Origin of the sequence: Kordiimonas marina (genome assembly GCF_023006325.1) — a bacterium.
GTDB classification, from domain to species: domain Bacteria; phylum Pseudomonadota; class Alphaproteobacteria; order Sphingomonadales; family Kordiimonadaceae; genus Kordiimonas; species Kordiimonas marina.
In genome coordinates this window covers 527,961-547,949 of record NZ_JAINDF010000002.1, presented here as the reverse complement: position 1 = coordinate 547,949, position 19,989 = coordinate 527,961, and the positions used below count along the sequence as shown (strand labels likewise).

Below are 19,989 nucleotides of genomic sequence, written 5' to 3'. Positions count from 1 at the left end.
CCGGTTCACAAGAAGGATGCATTTTAGGAAAAAGGTTTAGGCATTTTCGCAAAAATTCTGTCCATATATTTGTTTATATACAAAGACTTAGATAAACACACAAAAGCAGGCCGCCCCCTCTTTGAATACAGTTTTATCTAAACTGTCCGCGTTCCTTTACGAATAAACAAAACCTGACGTTTCATTGTGCTCGCGTTCCAAAAACAGAAATCAGGCTGGAACAGGCACAATGAAGATAAGAACGGCAAAATCAGATAATGCGGCCGTGAAAAGCGGCTCCAATAGCTGGCCCAAAAGCTGCCGGAAAAACCGCCAGACAGACGGCTTTCGAGGGCTTTTCGTCCGCTTCGGGCGCGACACCCGCGCCAGCATGTTGCCCATGGTGGCGGCGAGCCTCATCGCGCTCACGGGGGCTACGGGACTCGCGGTGGACAGCGCACGGCTCTATTACGTCAAGGATGTGCTGCAGCGCTCGCTCGACTCGGCCGGTCTCGCCGCCGGTCACGCCATGCAGGTCACCGACATGACGACCGACGCGAAGCAATTTTTCGCCGCCAACATGCAGGCCGCGAACGCCGTCGCTAAGGCCACCAACATGAATGTGACGGTCAGCACCGACAACAAGCTGATCACGCTGAATGCCAGCGCCACCGTTGGCACCACCTTCATGAGCCTGTTCGGCTTCAGCGACGTTACCGTCACCGCCCAAACCGAAGTCAGCCGCGAAACCCGCGGCATGGAACTGGCACTGGTGATGGATAACACCGGGTCGATGGCGCAGAACGACAAGATCGGCACCATGAAGACCGCCGCCAAAAACCTGGTGCAGGCGGTTTACGGCAACCATGAAACCGACCCCAACCTGTGGGTCTCGGTCGTGCCTTATGTCGCTGCCGTCAATGTCGGCGGCGACAAGTATGACTGGCTGTCCGCGGCCGGTAAGACGAAGGTGGACAATGACTATCTGAAGACCAGCTGGATGGGCTGCCTTGAGGCGCGCGCGGGCGGTGAGGACGAAACCGACACGCCGCCGAGTCTCGCCCCGTTCGAGCCCTACTTCTGGGCCGATACCGACTATTACGAGACGCGCTACAGCTGGTCCAAAGGCTATTATAAGCTCTATTTGGACAATAACTGGATCGATGACCCCAACGGCAACCTGGTCACGATCAACGAGGTCAACAACCGCTCGACCGCGCTGGGCCCCAACCGCGGATGCGCCCAGCAGATCCAGCCCCTGGTGGCCGAAAAGACTACTATCCTCAACGCCATCGACCAGATGCAGCCCTGGCCTTTCGGCGGCACGGCGTCGAACGTCGGCCTCGTCTGGGGCTGGCGGACACTGAGCCCCAACTGGCGCGGGCTCTGGAGCGGCAGCCCCGCGAACCTGCCGCTCGATTATGGCACCCCCTTCATGGACAAGGTGCTGGTGATCCTGACCGACGGTGTCAACGAATTCATCAACCAGAAGGCCGCGCTCGGCGGGTCGGACTATACCGCCTATGGCCGCATCGCCGACTTCGGCTTCAGCAATGTGTCGGACGCGCGCGCCGAGCTGGACACCCGCTTCGCCGCCACCTGCAGCAACATCAAGGCCGCGGGCGTCATCATCTATACCATCACCTTCGGGTCGAGCCCGGACAGCAGCACCCAGGCCGCCTATTCGGCGTGTGCCACCAAGCCGAGCTTCTATTTCCATGCGCCGACGGCCGATTCGCTCAGCCAGGCGTTCGAGACCATCGGGCGCCAGCTTTCGAACCTGCGGCTATCGAAATAGGCCCGGGAGATGGAACAGGGTATGAGACGAGGCGCGCACCATAAGGAAAAGAAAAGGCGGCATCTGGGCCGCTTCAGATGGGATATCAGCCGCGACGACCGCGGCAGCGTTATCATCGAAACCGCGCTCGGCCTGCCTTTGATGCTCAGCCTCATCATCGGCATCCTGGAAATCGCGCATTATTATTATCTGTCCGCCACGCTGGAAAATGCGGTGCTGGCGGCGTCGCGCTACGGCATCACCGGGTCGGTTGCCACCGGCACCACCCGCGCCGACACGGTCAAAAGCCTGATCGCGAAAAACAGCTTCGGCGCGGTTGATATGAACCGGCTGACCATCACCACCTCGGTCTATCAGCAGTTCGCCGATATCGGCCAGCCCGAACCCTATACCGACCAAAACGGCAATGGCTCGTATGACGCGGGGGAGCCCTATTCCGACGTCAATGGCAACGGCAAGTGGGACGCGGACATGGCCAGCGCAGGACTGGGCGGCGCCGGGGATATCGTGCTCTACCGCGTCAGCTATGATGCGCCGAGCCTCACGGGCGCCTTCGACTGGGCAACCAAACTCATCAAAATTTCTGCGGCGGTGGCGGTGCGCAATGAACCCTATTAACCGGCTTCTGAAAAAGCTTCGGCGAAACGAGCGCGGCGCTGTCCTGGTGGAAATGGCGCTGTCGCTGCCGCTTTATATAATTTTGCTGTCCGGCGTGGTGGAAGCGGCGAATTACCTGATCCTCAATCTGAAGCTTCAGCATACGGTCAACACCGTGTCGGACCTGGTGACCCGCGACGACGCCATCACTGACGCCACCATGACCGATATATTCAGCGCCGTGCCGACCATCATGGCGCCTTACCCCACGACCGGCGATTCCACCACCATCGTCACCGCCATCAGCCAAAGCGCCAGTGTACCGACCCAGGTTTACTGGCAGCGTGAAAACGGCAGCCTGAGCGCGACGAGCGAATTCGGCACCACCGGCTCCCCGGTCAACACCCTGCCGGACGGGCTGACGCTTCGGGACGATGAAACCATCCTGGCGACGGAGATCTTCTACCAATATAAGCCGCTGATCTTCGACTTCCTGCCCAGCGCCACGCTCCACAAGATCGCCTATTTCCGTCCGCGCATCGGCGCGCTTCAGACAGTAAACTGACAATCCCCAGTGACCTGAACCCAAGTATAGTGCGCCCTTCCGGCGCCCTGTCCTTGCCGCACGCCGCTGTATGACTCGGCCTCCTCATAGAGAATCGCCCCTATACAGGCACCCTTTTCCATCAAATCTATGAGTCGATTCGGGCACTTAGGCGCCTTTACGGGACAGATTCTTATTAATTTCGCCCTTTTCAGATACCTCGATGGCGGCAAAAAAATGCAAAAAATCGCCGAATGAGACGGCACTTTTCCCGCCGGAAAGTCCGCGGCAGCGGCGCGCGCGCCAAAGACGGATGCGAAAACACGCTCAGATTCATAGCCTTATCAATTCCCTTAAAATTTTATGAAACTTTGCAAATAGTTTTACAATAAGTAACTGTAAACAAACGGCTTTTTCGAATTCACATTAACCATTTGTTTAGTGGTTCCCCCGTACAAAATAGTCATTCGAACTTGGCAGCTGGAGAAAATCCATGACTAAATTTCTGACTAAATTCCGCCGTAATGAAGAAGGCGCTACCGCCATTGAATACGGTCTGATTGCAGCCCTCGTGGCTATCGCTCTGATTACCGCCCTGAACTCGCTTTCGGGTGGCCTGCAGGGCGTCTTCAATAAAACAGCGACCTCGCTGAACACTGCAAGCGGCACCACGACCACGCCGTAATATACGCAGTGATATAAAGGTGAAAAAAGGCCGTCGGGGGAGGCAGTCCCCGACGGCCTTTTTACTAAAAACAATCCGAATAACCAGATCTCAGGCAGATGATCATGCAAGCGGCACCGATGGCAGAAACGGGCCTCTATGCGATCGCAGCGGCAGTCTTGGCTGCAGCCGCGCTCCATGACCTTCGGGAAAGAAAAATCCCGAACGCCCTTAGCCTTATCCTTACCGGCCTTTTTGTGCCACTCGCCGCCCTTGAGGCCATGTCCGGCGCGGACCTTATGACCGCGCTCGGTTGGCCGCTCATCATAGCCGCCGTTGTCCTTGTGGCCGGGCTTACGCTTTTCGCCACCGGACTGATGGGTGGCGGGGATGTCAAGCTTCTGGCCGCTATCGCCCTTCTCGCAGGGGCCGACTACAGCCTCAGGCTTGTCCTTTATACCGCGCTTGCCGGGGGGCTTGTCGCCTTCGCCACGCTGGCGCACGCCAAGCTTACGGGGAAACCCGTGCGGGAGGCTGAAGTCCCCTACGGCGTCGCCATCGCTTTCAGCGGGTGCTGGGTCTGTTTCGCCAGGATTGCCACGCTACTGGCGTGACAGTGAAGGAATGTTAACCCTTCGGGGGGCACGATGAACGACATCTCAGGGCACGATCCCCACGGATGTCACCTTGAATAACCGGGCCGAAGGGGCCAACGCAGTCGGGAGGGGACCATGAACCCCAAGAGTTTAATATTGATGCTTGCAGCCGTGCTCGGCGTCTTGGCGGTTATCTTCTTGACCCGGTCCTACCTGACCGGCGTCCGCCAGGAAGTCCGGCATGTGGAGGCAACCAAGGCCGTAGCCCCCAGCGCGCAAGTGCTGGTCGCCAAAAAGAACCTGCCCGCGGGCACGATTCTCAAGGCAGATGACATGGTTTGGGCGCCCTGGCCCGAGGATGCGCTGAACGCCGCTTACTTCGTCTCCTCCAAGGACAAGATCAAGGAGCTGACCGGCCGCGTGCTCCGTGCTTCTGTCCATGCACAGTCCCCGTTCAACCGGGCGATGATGGCGTCACCGGGTGACCGTGGCTTCCTCGCCGCGGCCCTGAGCCCGGGGATGCGCGCCGTCGCCGTCAAGGTGTCGGCCGAGACCAGCATCGGCGGCTTTCTCTTCACCGGGGACCGGGTCGACGTGATCCTGACCCACGTGGTCGGCATGGACCGCCGCGCCAAGGCCCCGGTTTCCGAAACCGTTTTCCAGAATGTCCGTGTCCTGGCGATCGACCAGCACACCACTGACGATGCCTCGCCCGCGAAGGTGGGTAAGACCGTCACGCTCGAAGTTACCCCCAAAATGGCTGAGAAAATGTCGATGATGGAGAAGGTGGGCACGCTGTCGCTCAGCCTCCGCAGCCTCGCCCACAATACGGCGGGTGAAGATATCGATGCCATCAGCCCGCCGATCGACCGCACCACCAGCGTCACGCTCGGCAGTGACATCAGCAAGTATCTGCCGTCGCCGGATGGCGCCGGGCAGACCCATAAATCCGATTCCGTCGTCGTGCATCGCGGCAGCGGCGTCCAGGAGGTCGACCTCAATGAAAAAACCAGCGCAAGAGGGGGCCAGTAATGAGCATGAGCAGCCTTAAATCCGTCGCGCTCGCAACTGTTGCCGCCGTCGGCATCCTCGGCGCGGTTCACACGGCCCCAGCCTTCGCGGAAGGCAAAGCGCTGACCACCCGCGCCGGCGCCAGCATCGTGAACGCGGACGCCGACAACCTGACCATTGAGGTCAGCAAGGGCACGCTGATCCGGCTGGACCGCCCGGCAACCGAGGTGTTCGTCGCGAACCCCGACGTCGCCGATGTGCAGGTAAAATCCCCGCGCGTGATCTATATCTTCGGCAAGCGCCCGGGCGAAACCAGCTTCTATGCCCTCGACAAGAACGACAAGACGATCTTCTCGAGCGGTGTGGCCGTCAGCCGTAACCTTTCCGCCCTTCGGACCGCATTCAAGCAGATGCTGCCGAACCTGCCGATCGAGGTCTCCGCGCTCGGCCAGATGACCGTGCTGCGCGGTAACGTCAGCGCGCCCGACCAGGCCGCGCTTGCGGAAAAGCTGGCGCATTCGGTCCTCGGCACGGACAAGGTCCTCAACAACCTCAAGGTCCTGCAGCCGACCCAGGTCAACCTGCGTGTCCGCATCGCGGAGATTTCCCGGAGCGTCCTGAAGCAGCTCGGCGTCAACTGGGAAAACTTCTATAACGGCTCCAACTTCGGCATCGGTTTGTTCCAGGGCCGCAATGTCTTCGACATGATCAAGGACCCGGTTACCGAAATGCCGATCAAGCAGTTCGTGCAGCCGGGCAACGTGTCGTCGCTCGTTGGCAGCATCACCCCCGGCGGGCTGGACCTCAACTATGCGATCGACGCCCTCGACACCGAAGGCTTCCTGAAAGTGCTGGCGGAACCGAACCTGACCGCGCTGTCGGGCAAGAGCGCCAACTTCCTGGCCGGTGGCGAGTTCCCGATCCCGGTTCCGAGCCGTGACGGCATCGGCATCCAGTATCGTGAATTCGGTGTGAAGCTGGACTTCACCCCCACGGTGCTGAACAGCGGCCGCATCTCCATGCGGGTGCGCCCGGAAGTCAGCGACCTGTCAACAGCGGGCTCGATCCAGATCCAGGGCATCAGCGTGCCGTCCATCAGCACGCGCCGTGCGGAAACGACCATCGAGCTTGGCTCCGGCCAGTCCTTCGCGATCGCCGGGCTTATCCAGAACAATGTCACCCATGACACCACGAAGCTGCCGGGCCTCGGCGATATCCCGATCCTCGGCGCGCTCTTCAAGTCGGACAAGTTCCGCCATGAGGAAACCGAGCTTCTGATCGTCGTGACGCCTTATATCGTCCGCCCGGTATCGGCCCGCAAGCTGATGCTGCCGACAGATCACTATGTCGCGCCGAACGATATGGAACGTTACCTGAGCGGCAAGCACTGGGTACCGTCGAAGAGCGCCAAAACCACGAGCCAGGACCAGGCACCCGGCCCGTCGATCAAGAAACGCGCTGGCTTCCAGCTGGACTAGGGAAAGGATCAGGCCATGACAGACCAAACATTCTTCTTGCGCCCGTCCCAAAAGACACTGAGGGCTAAGACTGCGGGCACCGCCATCAAGGTTGCGGCAGCAGCCCTCGGCCTCATGACGCTCAGCGCTTGTAACCACACCGATGTGGCAACGCCGAGCCCGTCCGAACCCGTGGTCCGGAACCAGGTGCAGATGGTACGGCTCGCCCATGCCATCAAGCCGGAGGACGATGGCACGGACACGCTGTCCACCGTTTCCTACGCTGACCTCAACGCCTTCCTGCAAGGCGTGCAGGCAGGGTCCGCGGATACCGTTCTTGTGGATGCCGGTGGGGCTTCGGCCGACCGGGTCGATGAAATCGCCAACTTCATCCGCAAGCAGGGGCTGACATACGGCGGCCAGGCTGTCCTTGGCGACACGCCGAAAAAAGGCACGATCATGCTGTATGTCGAACGCTATGTGGTCACGCCGCCCGACTGCGGCAAATGGCCGAAGGAAGTGTCGAACAACCAGGGCAACAACACGAGCGCCTATCTCTCGTGCGCCAATATCGGCAACCTGGGGCTTATGGTCGCTAACCCGCGGGACCTGATCGCAGGCCAGGGCGATGGCACCAACGCGACCATCCCGGCCGTGAATGCCATCAAGATGTCTGAATTGCCCCAGCAGCAAGGCGGTACGCCGCTGCGCAGCACGACGGGCAGCAGCAAGTCCGGTGGCACTGGCGGTACAGGATCCGGTGGCGGGTCCTCAACCGGCATGAACCGATAAAGGGGGCTGAGAATGAAGACCGCAGCCAAACCATCCACCGAACGGGAACTCTACGCCGCTTATATCTGCGACGAGATGACGGGCCAGATCCTTCTGCCGATCATCACCGAGCGCGGCTGGAACCCGGATATGATTTTCTCTGGCGGCATCGCGTCGGCGGTTCGTGCCCTTGGTGCGATGCCCTGCCCGGAATTCCTGATCGTCGACCTGTCCGACAGCACGGACCCGCGGGCCGACATGCAGGCCCTGGCAGACGTGGCGCACGAAGGCACCATCGTGCTTGCCATGGGGACGCTCAATGACGTGACCCTGTACCGGGACCTCCTGCACGCAGGCGTGCATGACTATCTGGTCAAGCCGGTCACGGCGGACATCCTCAGGGCCGCGATCAGCGCCGCTGAGGACGCAATGGCAGAACCGGATGAAGCACCGGCCGACCATCCGGCGGGCGAAAGCAAGCAAATCGTCTTCGTCGGCGTCCGCGGTGGGCTCGGGACCAGCACGCTGGCCTGCAACACCGCATGGCTTGCCGCCGAAAAGGGCCAGAACACCATCCTACTGGACCTGGACCTGTATTTTGGCGTCTCGGCCATGCAGTTCGACCTGGAGCCGGGCCGCGGCTTGCCCGACGCGCTCGACACCCCGGGCCGGGTTGACGGCCTGTTCCTCGAACGCGCGGTGGTGAAGCCGAGCAAGAACCTCGCGATTCTCGCCGCCGAAGCGCCCATGGGCTCGCTCCGGGAACCGGCGGATGGCGCGCTTGAGCATCTCGTCGATGCGCTGGGCGAAAATTACGGCACCGTTATTGTCGATGTCCCGCGCCAGCTTCTGGGTGAACATTCGGACGTTCTGGCCGCCGCGACCGACGTGGTGCTGGTAACCGACTTTTCGCTGACCGCCGCGCGCGACTGCATCCGCCTTCTGGCCCACATCAAGCAAGTGGCCCCAAGCGCCAAGGTGCATCTCATCGCCAACAAGGTCGGCGGTACCACCGTTGAGGTAGACCAGAAGGATTTTGAGAATTCGGTCGAACACGACATCGACATCCAGGTGCCGATGGACGTGAAAACCATGATGACCGCCACGCAGAAGGGCAAAGTCGTCGTGGAGGTCGCCCCAAACAGCAAAGTTAGTAGCGCTGTTGGTGATCTGTTAACCCTTATTCAGGACACTGGTAAAGAGGAAGAAAAACCCAAATCCTGGCTTGGCAAGATGCTCAAGAAATAAACCATAAAGGCAGCTAGGCAGGCCATAAACCAGAACGGACGGAATAGTTTTCAGGCCATGAAACCATCGGCATTCGGCAAAAAAAGACAAGGACTTAAGCGGCCGCTCGCGCCCGCGGCTTTCGGCCGCGGTTCAGCGGCGCTTGCGACCGTCCCGGCGAATGAACCGGCAAACATGCCGGAGCTGACAGAAGCGCCTGAGCTGACAAAAGCGCTTACCCCGGCGCCGACTGCGGCCCCAACCGCTGCCCCGACCGCCGCCCCGGCAGCAGCCCCTGCCGCGGCCTCAGCCACAGGCGGGGTCGATGTCGTCGAACATCTGGCTGCTTTGGGGGAAACCCTGCTGCCGAAAACCTTCCGGCCTGACGAGCTCAGGATGGCGACGAAAGGCGAGGTCAGCAAGAAGATCGAAAAGATCATCGAGGACCTGGCCGAGCAGGAAGGCATGAACCCGTCGCAGGCGGAACAGGCCGACCTCATCACCTATCTCCTCAATGAACTGGAAGCCACCGTCGGCCCGATCGGCGATGACGGGTTCGGCGCCAAGATGCCCGCCAAGAACGCGGATGGCAAAAAGACGCTGCAGGACGCGAAGACCCGCATCCAACCGCTTCTGATGGAACATATCGACCCCGCCGCCGCCGCGGAATTGCCGCGGCCGGAACTGGCCGAACAGGTCGGCGAAGTGGTGGGCGAGCTTCTGGTTCAGGAAAAGATCAACCTGAACCTCAAGGAACAGCGTGACCTTGTCTCCCTGCTCCTCGATGACATGCTGGGCCTTGGCCCCCTCGAACCGCTCCTCGCGGACGACACCATTTCCGACATCATGGTCAACGGCCCCCGGCAGGTTTATGTCGAGCAAAAGGGCAAGCTGATCCTGACCGATGTCACCTTCCGGGATAACCAGCACCTGATGAACGTGGCCCAGCGGATCGTGACCGCCGTCGGCCGCCGGGTGGATGAAACCTCGCCGATCTGTGACGCCCGTCTCGAGGACGGCAGCCGCGTGAACGTGATCGCGCCACCCCTCGCCATCGATGGTGCCTCCATCTCGATCCGGAAATTCACCAAGGACAAGATCACCCTTGATAAGATGCTGGACTTCGGCTCGATCACGCCGCCCTTGGCCAAGCTTCTTAAAATCGCGGGTGCCTGCCGCCTCAATATCCTGATTTCGGGGGGTACCGGTTCCGGTAAGACCACCATGCTGAACGCGCTCTCCCGCATGATCGACAAGGGCGAACGCGTCGTCACCATTGAGGATGCGGCCGAGCTGCAGCTGCAGCAGCCGCACGTGGTGCGCCTTGAGACCCGCCCGCCCAACCTTGAAGGCCAGGGCGAGATCAACATGCGCGACCTGGTGAAAAACGCCCTGCGTATGCGCCCGGACCGTATCATCCTCGGTGAGATCCGGGGTGGTGAAGCCATCGACATGCTGCAGGCCATGAACACCGGCCACGACGGTTCGATGGGCACCATCCACGCCAACCGCCCGCGGGAGGCACTGACCCGTCTTGAAAACATGGTCAACATGGCGGGCCTGCACCTGCCGACCAAGGCGATCCGCGAACAGATTTCATCGTCCCTCGACCTGATCGTACAGGTCCAGCGGATGCGCGACGGTGGCCGCCGCACCACCCATGTCACCGAAGTGGTGGGCATGGAAGGCGACGTCATCACCACGCAGGACCTGTTTAAATTTGAATTCACCGGTGAGGATGAAAGCGGCCGCCTGGTCGGGCGCTTCAATTCCACTGGCGTCCGCCCGCACTTCCTGACGAAAGCCGAGTATTTCGGCCTCGACCGGGCGCTGATGGAAGCGATGAACGGATAGGGATGATGGAAGGCGGCAACTTCAATATCATACTGCTGGCTGGCGTGATCCTGAGCGCGATCCTCGTTGGCGCGGTCCTGTTCCTGTCCCGCGCGCTGAGCACGGGCCGGAAGCAGACGCGCGAAAAGCTGGACCGTTTCAAGCAGCGCTTCAAAGAACAGAACACCCTCAAGGGCGAACGCTCGCGGTCGATCCGCCTCAATCAGGTGCAGGAAGGCCTCGCCGGCCAGATCGCCCAGCTTCTGCCCAGGCGGGACCAGATCAAATCCCGGCTCGCGAAAGCGGGGCTGGAAACCGACCTGGCGCGCTACGCCACCATTTCAGCGGTGCTGTTCGTTGTCGTGTTCCTGACGCTGTTCCTGATGGGGGCGCCCGCTGTGCTGGCGCTCATGGTCGGGGTGATCGCCGGGGCCGGGCTGCCGCACCTCTATGTCAGCCGCCGCATCGCGAAACGCACCGAACGCTTTACCCAGCAGTTCCCGGAAGCCATCGACCTGATGGTCCGGGGCCTGAAGTCCGGCCTGCCGGTCAATGAATGTATCGCCAACGTCGGCCAGGAACTTTCCGCCCCCACGGGTGAAGAATTCCAGAAAATCACCGATTCCATGCGCCTCGGCAAGCAGCTTGAGGAAGCGCTGTGGGAAACCGCCGACAGGCTCGATACCCCTGACTTTAAATTCTTCGTCATCTCGCTGGTCGTCCAGCGGGAAACCGGCGGTAACCTCGGCGAAACGCTGGGGAACCTCGGCACCATCCTGCGCCAGCGCCAGTCGATGAAGCTGAAGGTGAAGGCCATGTCGTCGGAAGCCAAGGCCTCGGCCTGGATCGTCGGTGTTCTGCCCTTCATCATGCTGGGCGTGATCCTGGTGGCGAACCCGGATTACGGCATGATCCTGTTCACGAACCCGAAGGCGATCATCGCGGGCTCCATCGCCCTCGTCTGGATGGCGATCGGTATCTTCATCATGTCGCGCCTTATCAAGTTCGAGGTATAGACCATGCAGTCTGTCGAAAAACTTCTCGGTATCAGCATGGTTGACCTCCTGTCGGTGGCGGCGGGTCTTGTCGCCCTTCTGGTGATGGTCGCCATTTACCAGAGCGCGCTGGTGCGCGACCCGATGAAAGGCCGCGTCAAGGCGCTGCAGGACCGGCGGGACGCCCTGAAGGCGGGCCTGATCACCGTCAGCAAACGCCGTTCGCCCCTGAAGAAACAAGACAGCGTCAATGTCTTGCGCACCATCGCCAACAAGATGAAGCTTCTGCAGAACGAGCAGACCAAAAAGCTGACCGTGCAGCTGATGCAGGCGGGCTTCCGCTCCAAGGACGCCTTGGTGATCTACCAGGTCGCGCGCCTTGTGCTGCCGCTTCTGATGGGCCTTGTCGCCATCATCATGTTCTACGGCATGGGCGTGGCCGCCAGCCACCAGAAGCTCTATCCGATCTTCTCTATCGTCCTGGTCTTCGCGGGGCTGAAGCTGCCGGACCTTTATGTGAACAACGCCAAATCCAAGCGCACCGTCGCGATCCGCAAGGGCCTGCCGGATGCGCTCGACCTTCTCGTTGTCTGCGCCGAGGCTGGCCTCACGCTCGATAGCGCCCTCAACCGGGTCGCCAAGGAACTGGGCCGCGGCTACCCGGAGCTTGCCGATGAGTTCGGCCTCACCGCCATCGAGCTCGGCTTCCTGCCCGAACGGCGCCAGGCGCTGATGAACCTGGCTGAACGGGTGGACGTGCCCGCGCTCCGCGGTGTCGTCACCACGCTGGTGCAATCGGAACGCTACGGAACGCCCTTGGCCACCTCGCTCCGCGTGCTGTCGGCCGAGTTCAGGAACGAGCGTATGATGAAGGCGGAGGAGAAAGCCGCGCGCCTGCCGGCCATCCTGACCGTGCCCCTGATCCTGTTCATCCTGCCGACGCTGTTTGTCGTGCTTCTCGGCCCCGCGGCCTGCAAGATCAGCGACAACTTCATCAACAAGAACCTGGGCGGGTAAGCCTGTTTTTGCCCAAAAACTTCCGGCTTTTCAGTCAAATGAGTCGCAAACGACGCGACGCAGGGGATGTTTTGTTCAAATCAGCCGGGAACTCAGGGCCGGAGAAATTGCAAATAATGTGTCACATTGGGAAAAACAGCCATTTTTTCAATGATTTGGGCCATTGTGATCAGACAACCATTGACCAAACGGCCGATATTTGGTTTTTTAGAGGAGCGAGAGGGCACGACTCGTTCGTGCTCACTCCTATTACGGTTGCGTGACTGCAGCCGTACTATCCTCGCTGTCGTGACTCGGGCCGGGTTTTTACCCGGCCATTTTTTTTGCCCTGAAGCCACGCCGCATCCCCGCGCCACAAACCAGCACGCAGGGCCACACCTCAGCGCCAAGCCACAGGCTTGCGGGGCATCTCAATCATAACTCGGAAATATAATACTGGGCCCCGGACATCCCTCAGGACGCTCCCCCCGGTGCGATGGCTATTCAGCCAGAAAATTATGTCCAGAATCGGGCGTGCCCGCCCCTTTGAAGGGGGGAGATACCGCCGGGCATAAGGAGGAGGACTTTGGGGGAAAGTCTCTCTCGCGGGTTGCCCGGCGGCATCCCTGTTCAGCGGCCGTCCCTCATCGTGGCGACAAAGGGAACGGCCGCCCCGGCGGCTGGGGGGAGCCTCCGGCTTGGGGCCTTCAGGCGCAGGCCCCTGGCGATATCATTGTGGGTGGACACTTTAAATTAAAGGGAACCCGGATATACCGGGAGATACCGGGATATAACCGGACAACCAAGGAAAACCAGGCACTTCCGTACACACGCCACAAAAACGGCCTCCACCAGGGTTAATTTGATAGAACCTATAAACAAGGTGGCCGCCGCCATTTAACATTATAGACGGCGGCCAAAGCGTCAATAGCCTCTTAATAGCTTCTCATGGTGCCCTAGCGGCCAGAAAGTCAAGCGCCCGCTCATATTGGCCTAAAGTCATAGTACCAATAGCGTTAAGTTTGAGATAGCGCTTCATTTCCCCCCTCAGCCTGTTCTCTGAAATATCGAGTCGGCCTGAGAGATAGGCCAACAAGGAGCGCACGATAAGTTGCTCTTTGGAGCCTACGAGTTGATTATAATAAACGTTGCCGAACAAATCGCCCAGCGAGAGTTGTATTAACTCGGACCTTAGGGTTTCGTTTACTTTTGTGCCCTTATTTTCCTTGGGCGTCGCGGCTTTCAGGTACTCCTTAATGTCGTGTTTGCTCATATAATGTTCCGGTTTCGGCGCCGGACGGGGCGGCGCAACACAGTGTTGTATAACGTGCTATTCTACCGGGATAGCGGTGAGGGTTCGTGGGGAACCCGAACCCCCGATAATTCGGGGGCCGAGCATTAGGACAACCCTTATGGTGTATGTCAACCTATAAGGGTGAGCGGTTTACTTGCCCGCGACTGCGCGCATGAACGGCGCATATGAGTGGAAGTCGACGACATTGGTGCCGTGCTTCTGCTGATCTTCCCAAGCCATTTCCGCCAGGGCCTCCACCAGCCGCCTTTTTGCCGCAGGGTCCTTTATCTCCAGGTCATTCTCATGAAGGTATTCCTCCAGGGCCTGCAAGGCATCCAGGACGATATCATGCCCCATGTTACGGCCAGGCCATATAATGCTATCGATGGATTTATTGGCAGCCTGGGCAATCCCTAAGAAGCCGCTAAGACGCGGATCAGTCCCTTTAAGCCAGTCCTGATAGGACCTCAGCGAGATGCCGCCCCGCCGGCACATTTCCGCTTGTGTCGGGAAAGATGCTTCAGCTTCGCGAAGCCACCCTATCACCTTCTGTCTCATTTCCGGGTTGTCTGCCATTACTCGGAAAATCCTCACTTCCGCACAATACGACTTCCGAGAAGCGAAATATCGCCTAAATATCATATAGATAGGCGATATTTCGCACTCTATGGCCTGCACTTTAAGTCGGAAACGAATTTTTCCGCTTGAAGTATGCATAAATCCGCGTATTGTGAATTCTCACAAAACAAATTCAGTTCAAACCCGGTTCTGCAAAACCGGGGCGCGTTGAGGATGATATGACGAACCACCAGTCAGACATGCCCGAACACGAGATTATGTACGAGCTGCGTTGCCGCGGCCTGACCTATGCAGCCATAGACGTCAAATATGGTTTCCCAGATCACACCAGCGCGAATGCTGCTTCTCGTCCTGATCCAAAGGCAGAAGTAGCGATCGCCGCGGAACTGGGAAAACAGCCAAAGGACATCTGGCCTTCCCGTTATGGGCAAGACGGTCGCCGTCTTCGCCCTCAACCACGCGAGAACTATAGCGGCAAACCGCGTGAAGCCAAACGTCAAAACGAACGGGCGGCCTGAACATGACTCGGTCCGCAATAAACCAGACGAAATTCTCTGTCGGTGGCCTTCTGCGCAGGCCGACGGAGATAGGCGCACCGCTCGCTGACACCCCCAATGTCAGCCGGGTGGTGCGCCGACTTCTAACCATCCTCCTAACTGCAGCCGGCCACCGCGTTTCCGTTTCACGGCGGCCGGCTGCTCTTTTGTGGAAGTAGCATATGGAATTCGATTTCACCCTTCGCGGCCATGAAGCCCTAGACCCGAAAGATATTGAGGTCCCGACGCGCCTGCGTGCCATTGACCAGTTCTGGGCAGAAGCCCTCGCGGTAGCCATAAGCGAAAGCGGACAGCTGCAGGCGATCGAGGTTGCCGTGAATCCCCGCAAGAAAGGCAAGCCCTTTATCCTGATCGCCGGTGCCCACCGCCTGGAGGGCTGCAAAAAGGCTGACGTCACCGTCATTTCGAAGATCGTGAAATTCAACGGCAAGGTTGCCGACTTTGAAACAGCCTGCCGCCTTAGAGAAGTAGATGAGAACCTGATCCGCCATGAGTTGACGCCCCTTGACCGGGCTGTCTTCCTAGCTGAACGCAAACGCATCTATGAGGAAGCCTTCCCCCAGGTCAAAGCAGGGGTTGCAGGCGCAGCTGCACGGCATGGGGATGGTGCAAACGAAATCTTTTCGTTTGCAGAAGCGACCGCGCAACGGATCGGCATTGGCAAGCGGACCATCCAGCGGGCCTGTAAGATCGCGGAAAGTATATCTCCGGAGCTGCGCACGGCGCTGAGCAAAACCGAGATCGCCCACAAGGAAGGGGAGCTTTATAACCTCGCCAAGCAGGGACCCGCCATCCAGAAGAAGATTGTTGAAGCGCTTTCCCAGGAAGGCAGTCAGGCCAAATCGGTCATGGGGGCGCTCAAGCTGATCACTGGCAGCAAGGGCAAGGCCGAGGGTGAGACAGCCGCTGATGATGCCGACTTCAAGCGCTTGATGTCAGCGTATCGTCAGGCACCTGCAGCTGCTCAGAAGCGGTTCCTATCTGCGCTCCATGAGCAGGGAGAGCTTGACGAATTTATCAGCTGTCAGCCCGCTGTTGATGAGGCTGCATGATGGCCATTCGTGACACCCATACCCTTGACCTGTTCGACTGGCAGCCACCGGTAGATGTAGCGCCAAAATTCGACCCGGAACGGGTGAAGGGACAGCATTTATTCGGCCAACTTGCACGCGGGATTTCTGAAGCCCTTTCTGACTGTGGCAAGAACCGCGACCAAGTGGTCGAGGAAATGCGGGCATTTCTGGGTGATGATCTTGCTGGGAAGCTATCAGTCAATGTTCTGAATGGATATGCCTCGGCTGCCCGGTCAGAAGCCATGCCAAACGCTGTCCGCCTGGCGGCGTTGGTCCTCGTCACCCGCGATATCCGCCTGCTCAACCTCATTGCAGAACTATGCGGATGGATGGTGATCGAAGCCAAATATCTCCCTGCCATCCATGAAGCGATGCTGGCCGATGAGATCGACCGCCGTCACCACGAACTTGAATTACTCGAAGAACGAAAAAAGCGCGCCCGCAAAGGGTGGACCGGAGGACAGTCATGAGAGAGTGGTGGACGCCAGCAGAAATCGCTGCCGCAGGATTTCCGTGTATGCCGGGGACAGACCGTGCTGTGCGGGCCATGGCTGAGCGGGAAGGCTGGGTACACCGTAAAGACCTGAAGAGCAGGCCCCTTGCCAGGCGCCGTTGCGGCCGCGGAGGCGGGCTTGAATATCACTATTCCCTCCTGCCAGATGTAGTTCAGCCCCACATCGTCAAAGACCTGACGCGCGCTACTAAGACAGAAGAAAAGCCTACCAAGTCTCATGCTGAAGCATGGGGCTATTTTGAGCGCCTTCCGTCGCACAGGAAGGATAAGGCGCGCGAAAAGCTGCGCATAGTCCAGACCGTTAATACTCTGCATCTGCGCGGCGGCATGAACAAGGATGATGCCATTGCCCAGGTGGCTGGGCTGGAGGGCATTTCCAAGCCGACCATATATAACTGGTTCCGTGCTGTTGACGGCCTGGATGAATGCAACTGGCTTCCACACCTGGTCGATCGGCGCGGCGGCGGCAAGAAGTCAGCTGATTGTCACCCTCAAGCCTGGTCCGCCTTGAAGGCGGATTATCTCAGGCTTTCAAAGCCGCGCTTCGCGGACAGCTATGGCCGTATTAAAGAGCTTGCTGATGCAAATGAGTGGGCCATGCCCGCAGAACGCACCATGTTTCGCCGCATGAAACAGGAAATCCCGGCACCCGTGATGATCCTGATGCGTGAAGGTGAAGAAGCCCTCAAGCGCGCATACCCGCCGCAGCGTCGTGACCGCAGTATGTTCCACGCCCTGGAAGCGATTAACGCCGATGGTCACAAATGGGATGTTTTCGTCAAGTGGCCAGATGGCACGATCGGCCGCCCCATGATGGTGGCGATCCAGGACCTTTATTCAAACAAGGTTCTATCCTGGCGATTTGACAGGTCGGAGAATGCCGATGTCGTCCGTCTGGCTTTCGCCGATGTGTTCCGCAAATACGGTATTCCGGATCATGCCTGGCTTGATAACGGCAGAGGCTTCGCTTCCAAATATATCACGGGCGGAACCACCTCACGTTTCCGTTTCAAGATACGGCCAGAAGACCCAACCGGTATCCTCACCGCGATGGGGATTCAAATCCACTGGACCACGCCTTATTCCGGCCAATCTAAGCCGATTGAGCGTGCCTTCCGTGACCTCTGCAATGCCATTGCGAAGCACCCGGCTTTCCAGGGCGCCTATACCGGTAACAACCCGATGGCAAAGCCTGAGGACTATGGTCAGAAGGCGGTGCCATTTGATGAGTTCGTGCGTATCGTCGACCAGGGCATCATGCGCCATAATGCCAGGCCAAAGCGCCGGACCCCAGTGTGCGCAGGTATCAAGTCCTATGACCAGGCCTTCAGCGATTCCTATGCAGACTCTCTGATCAAGCAAGCTTCGGCTGACCAACTGCGCGATTGCCTGCTCGCTGCCGATGTTGTGAAGACAGATAAGCGCAGCGGCCTGATTGAGCTGCTGGGCAACCGCTATCATTCGGATTGCCTTCTGGAGCATATCGGCCGCCCCGTCACGGTCCGCTTCGACCCAGACAACCTTCATGACGGTATCCATGTCTTCCGCCAGGACGGCTCCTACATCGGCGGTGCTGAGTGCATCGATGATACCGGATTTAACGATACCCAGGCCGCCCGCACCCACGCCCGCAAGCGGCGCGAAATGATCAAGTCTACCAAGCGTGCAGCTGAGCTGGAGCAGGATATGGCACTCGATGAGCTGGTGCGCATGTTGCCTGACTATGAGGAACCGGCCGCACCTGAGACGAAGACCGTCCGCCTGGTCCAGGTCGGCAACACCATTACCAAACAATCAACCACAACAGAGGAAGCCGCTGAAAGCGACTTAATCCTCGGGAACCTAGGGGCGGGCCTTCGCGTGGTCCCGAATGACACGCTTTAGACCCAATGGAGACGCATATGAGTGATAGCACCAAAAAAGACTATAGCGCGCTGCGCGAAAAGGTCCTCGGCATCAAAGAAGCTGAGGACTGGTCACATAGCCGTCTGGCAAGCGAAATCGGCCGCCCGGCCGGGACTGTATCCAACTTCCTGAATGGCACCTATGCCGGGGATAATGAGAAGCTGGCGGCTGACATTGAAAAGTGGCTGAAGTCGCGTGAGGCACAAGCCCGGGTCCGTGCCCAAGCAGCCACCTCGCCAGACTTCATCCCGATGCCGACATCTATTCGGTTCCTGGAGGCGATGGAATATGCCCAAAGCCTGAGCGAGATTGTTGTCGTCTCAGGCGAGCCTGGCGTCAGCAAATCCTCAGCGATCGACCACTATAAGGAAACACATTCAAACGTCTGGCTCCTTCGCATGGAGCCGCGCGTCAAAAGCATGACCGTGTTCCTGTGGGAGCTGTGCGAGATCATGGGCATTGACCCTTCCGGGCACCGTGGGAGGCTGACCGCGCCGATCCGCGACAAGGTCATTGGCTGCAAGGCCCTGCTGGGTGTGGATGAAGCCCAATATCTGTCTGCCGATCACCTCAACCAGCTGCGCGCCATGAACGAATATTGGGGGCTGGGTCTTGCCTTGTTTGGCAATAGGAATGTCCATGCCCGCATCGAGGGCAAGCGCCGTGACCCCGCCTATTCACAGTTCTACAGCCGTATCGGGATGCGCTTGAACATCAACAAGCCGACCGAAATGGACATGAAGATGCTGATCAGTGCCTGGGGCATCGAGGACAAGCATGAAACCGGACTCCTTTGCACGATCGGCAGCAAGCCGGGCGGCCTCAGGAACATTGACAAGACGCTGAAGCTGGCAACCACCGCCGCCAATGGCAGCGGTGTTGCCGTGAATGCCGACTTCATCAAGGCTGCCTATGAGCGCCTGAGTACAGCTCTCAACTGACCGAAAGGAAGCGACTATGGCAAACCCGACAGTAGCAAAACTGAATAGCCCTGAGCTGCGGCGCGTTGCCGTACAGCTTGACCAGCTCGACGACCAGGTGGGCGCGGGCATCATCCGCCAGTGTGACATACAGGCAGCGCTGCGCCGCATTGGTGCCTTGCTGCCCGCTGCTGAAGAAGCCCTGAAGGACCGGTGCCATGCTTAAGACGAATGAGCATGGGATCATGACCGGTGCAACCGTTGCGTAGCGCCTGCGCGGTGATGAATGGGTCAGCGGGGAAGTCACCGGCTACAAAGGCCCAAGTGACAACCTGGTGCTTCAGATCAAGCTCACCACCGGCGGCCACATATGGGTGGTGGTCGACATCACCGAACAGACGGCTGATGGCACCATCTGTGTCCTGAAGCATGGGCCGCAGTCGATCGAATATGGCCTGCGCCTCGCTGAAGCTGTCCTGCAGGCCGAGGCCGTGCGTGTTCCGATCAATGCCCAAATGACCACCTTGGCGGCAACCTGCCTCGCCCTGGAACAGCAGCTGTCCGCCCTGACCGGTGGCCAGGAACAAGCGGAGGCCCACGCATGATCCGCCGCCGCAACAATGTCTTCCTGGCGCAGCTTCGCTGGCTGCGGATGCGCCTCTTTTCAACCCTAAAATGG

At 59.2% G+C, this 19,989-nt stretch carries 21 protein-coding genes; 19 read left to right on the top strand and 2 right to left on the bottom strand.

Annotated elements, in window-relative coordinates; translation table 11 throughout:
* The first annotated feature begins 229 nt into the window (after nt 1-229).
* The 12 genes from K6118_RS05835 to K6118_RS05780 all read left to right on the top strand — a co-directional run bounded on the left by K6118_RS05835 (nt 230) and on the right by K6118_RS05780 (nt 12,489).
* Nucleotides 230-1,777 (top strand): pilus assembly protein TadG-related protein, encoded by a 1,548-nt coding sequence (locus K6118_RS05835; RefSeq protein ID WP_247119288.1) that lies wholly within the window; start codon nt 230-232, stop codon nt 1,775-1,777.
* A gap of 21 nt (nt 1,778-1,798) precedes the next feature.
* Nucleotides 1,799-2,395 (top strand): TadE/TadG family type IV pilus assembly protein, encoded by a 597-nt coding sequence (locus K6118_RS05830; RefSeq protein WP_247119287.1) that lies wholly within the window; start codon nt 1,799-1,801, stop codon nt 2,393-2,395.
* On the top strand, nt 2,382-2,939 hold the full coding sequence (locus tag K6118_RS05825; RefSeq protein WP_247119286.1) for a TadE/TadG family type IV pilus assembly protein: 558 nt from the start codon (nt 2,382-2,384) through the stop codon (nt 2,937-2,939). The genes K6118_RS05830 and K6118_RS05825 overlap by 14 nt, the downstream gene beginning before the upstream one ends.
* Before the next feature lie 472 nt (nt 2,940-3,411).
* Nucleotides 3,412-3,603, top strand: coding sequence for a Flp family type IVb pilin (locus tag K6118_RS05820; protein ID WP_247119285.1), 192 nt, complete (start codon nt 3,412-3,414; stop codon nt 3,601-3,603).
* Nucleotides 3,604-3,707: 104 nt separating this feature from the next.
* Nucleotides 3,708-4,196, top strand: coding sequence for an A24 family peptidase (locus tag K6118_RS05815; RefSeq protein WP_247119284.1), 489 nt, complete (start codon nt 3,708-3,710; stop codon nt 4,194-4,196).
* A gap of 117 nt (nt 4,197-4,313) precedes the next feature.
* A complete protein-coding gene (gene cpaB, locus K6118_RS05810; protein ID WP_247119283.1) occupies nt 4,314-5,210 on the top strand; it encodes a Flp pilus assembly protein CpaB in 897 nt (298 codons plus the stop codon).
* Nucleotides 5,210-6,667, top strand: a complete 1,458-nt coding sequence (locus K6118_RS05805; RefSeq protein ID WP_247119282.1) for a type II and III secretion system protein family protein — start codon at nt 5,210-5,212, stop codon at nt 6,665-6,667. Before cpaB ends, K6118_RS05805 begins: the two co-directional genes overlap by 1 nt.
* Nucleotides 6,668-6,682: 15 nt before the next feature.
* Nucleotides 6,683-7,438 carry a CpaD family pilus assembly lipoprotein gene (locus K6118_RS05800; protein WP_247119281.1) on the top strand — a complete coding sequence of 252 codons (756 nt, stop codon included), beginning with the start codon at nt 6,683-6,685 and terminating at the stop codon, nt 7,436-7,438.
* Between the two features lie 12 nt (nt 7,439-7,450).
* The gene (locus K6118_RS05795; RefSeq protein ID WP_247119280.1) at nt 7,451-8,665 is read left to right on the top strand and encodes a CpaE/TadZ family protein; all 1,215 of its coding nucleotides are present in this window, start codon (nt 7,451-7,453) and stop codon (nt 8,663-8,665) included.
* A gap of 174 nt (nt 8,666-8,839) precedes the next feature.
* Entirely contained in the window at nt 8,840-10,498 is a 1,659-nt protein-coding gene (locus tag K6118_RS05790; RefSeq protein WP_247119279.1) for a TadA family conjugal transfer-associated ATPase, read from the top strand.
* A 2-nt stretch (nt 10,499-10,500) separates the two neighbouring features.
* Nucleotides 10,501-11,493 (top strand): type II secretion system F family protein, encoded by a 993-nt coding sequence (locus K6118_RS05785; RefSeq protein ID WP_247119278.1) that lies wholly within the window; start codon nt 10,501-10,503, stop codon nt 11,491-11,493.
* A 3-nt stretch (nt 11,494-11,496) separates the two neighbouring features.
* Nucleotides 11,497-12,489, top strand: coding sequence for a type II secretion system F family protein (locus K6118_RS05780; RefSeq protein ID WP_247119277.1), 993 nt, complete (start codon nt 11,497-11,499; stop codon nt 12,487-12,489).
* Between the two features lie 925 nt (nt 12,490-13,414).
* Here the strand turns inward: K6118_RS05780 and K6118_RS05775 are convergent.
* Together K6118_RS05775 and K6118_RS05770 are read right to left on the bottom strand one after the other, a co-directional pair.
* On the bottom strand, nt 13,415-13,741 hold the full coding sequence (locus K6118_RS05775) for a hypothetical protein (RefSeq protein WP_247119276.1): 327 nt from the start codon (nt 13,739-13,741) through the stop codon (nt 13,415-13,417).
* A gap of 171 nt (nt 13,742-13,912) precedes the next feature.
* Nucleotides 13,913-14,338 (bottom strand): hypothetical protein, encoded by a 426-nt coding sequence (locus K6118_RS05770; RefSeq protein WP_247119275.1) that lies wholly within the window; start codon nt 14,336-14,338, stop codon nt 13,913-13,915.
* A gap of 221 nt (nt 14,339-14,559) precedes the next feature.
* Between K6118_RS05770 and K6118_RS05765 the strand changes: the two genes are divergently transcribed.
* From K6118_RS05765 to K6118_RS05735, 7 genes are all read left to right on the top strand, one after another.
* Nucleotides 14,560-14,859, top strand: a complete 300-nt coding sequence (locus tag K6118_RS05765; protein WP_247119274.1) for a helix-turn-helix domain-containing protein — start codon at nt 14,560-14,562, stop codon at nt 14,857-14,859.
* A gap of 200 nt (nt 14,860-15,059) precedes the next feature.
* A complete protein-coding gene (locus tag K6118_RS05760) occupies nt 15,060-15,950 on the top strand; it encodes a ParB/RepB/Spo0J family partition protein (RefSeq protein WP_247119273.1) in 891 nt (296 codons plus the stop codon).
* Complete coding sequence (locus tag K6118_RS05755) at nt 15,947-16,441, top strand: hypothetical protein (RefSeq protein WP_247119272.1); 495 nt, start codon at nt 15,947-15,949, stop codon at nt 16,439-16,441. The genes K6118_RS05760 and K6118_RS05755 overlap by 4 nt, the downstream gene beginning before the upstream one ends.
* Complete coding sequence (locus tag K6118_RS05750) at nt 16,438-18,369, top strand: transposase domain-containing protein (RefSeq protein ID WP_281500590.1); 1,932 nt, start codon at nt 16,438-16,440, stop codon at nt 18,367-18,369. Before K6118_RS05755 ends, K6118_RS05750 begins: the two co-directional genes overlap by 4 nt.
* Nucleotides 18,370-18,386: 17 nt before the next feature.
* Nucleotides 18,387-19,331 (top strand): AAA family ATPase, encoded by a 945-nt coding sequence (locus tag K6118_RS05745; RefSeq protein WP_247119270.1) that lies wholly within the window; start codon nt 18,387-18,389, stop codon nt 19,329-19,331.
* 16 nt (nt 19,332-19,347) lie between these two features.
* A complete protein-coding gene (locus K6118_RS05740) occupies nt 19,348-19,536 on the top strand; it encodes a hypothetical protein (RefSeq protein WP_247119269.1) in 189 nt (62 codons plus the stop codon).
* Between the two features lie 109 nt (nt 19,537-19,645).
* The gene (locus tag K6118_RS05735) at nt 19,646-19,915 is read left to right on the top strand and encodes a hypothetical protein (RefSeq protein ID WP_247119268.1); all 270 of its coding nucleotides are present in this window, start codon (nt 19,646-19,648) and stop codon (nt 19,913-19,915) included.
* Nucleotides 19,916-19,989: the final 74 nt, after the last annotated feature.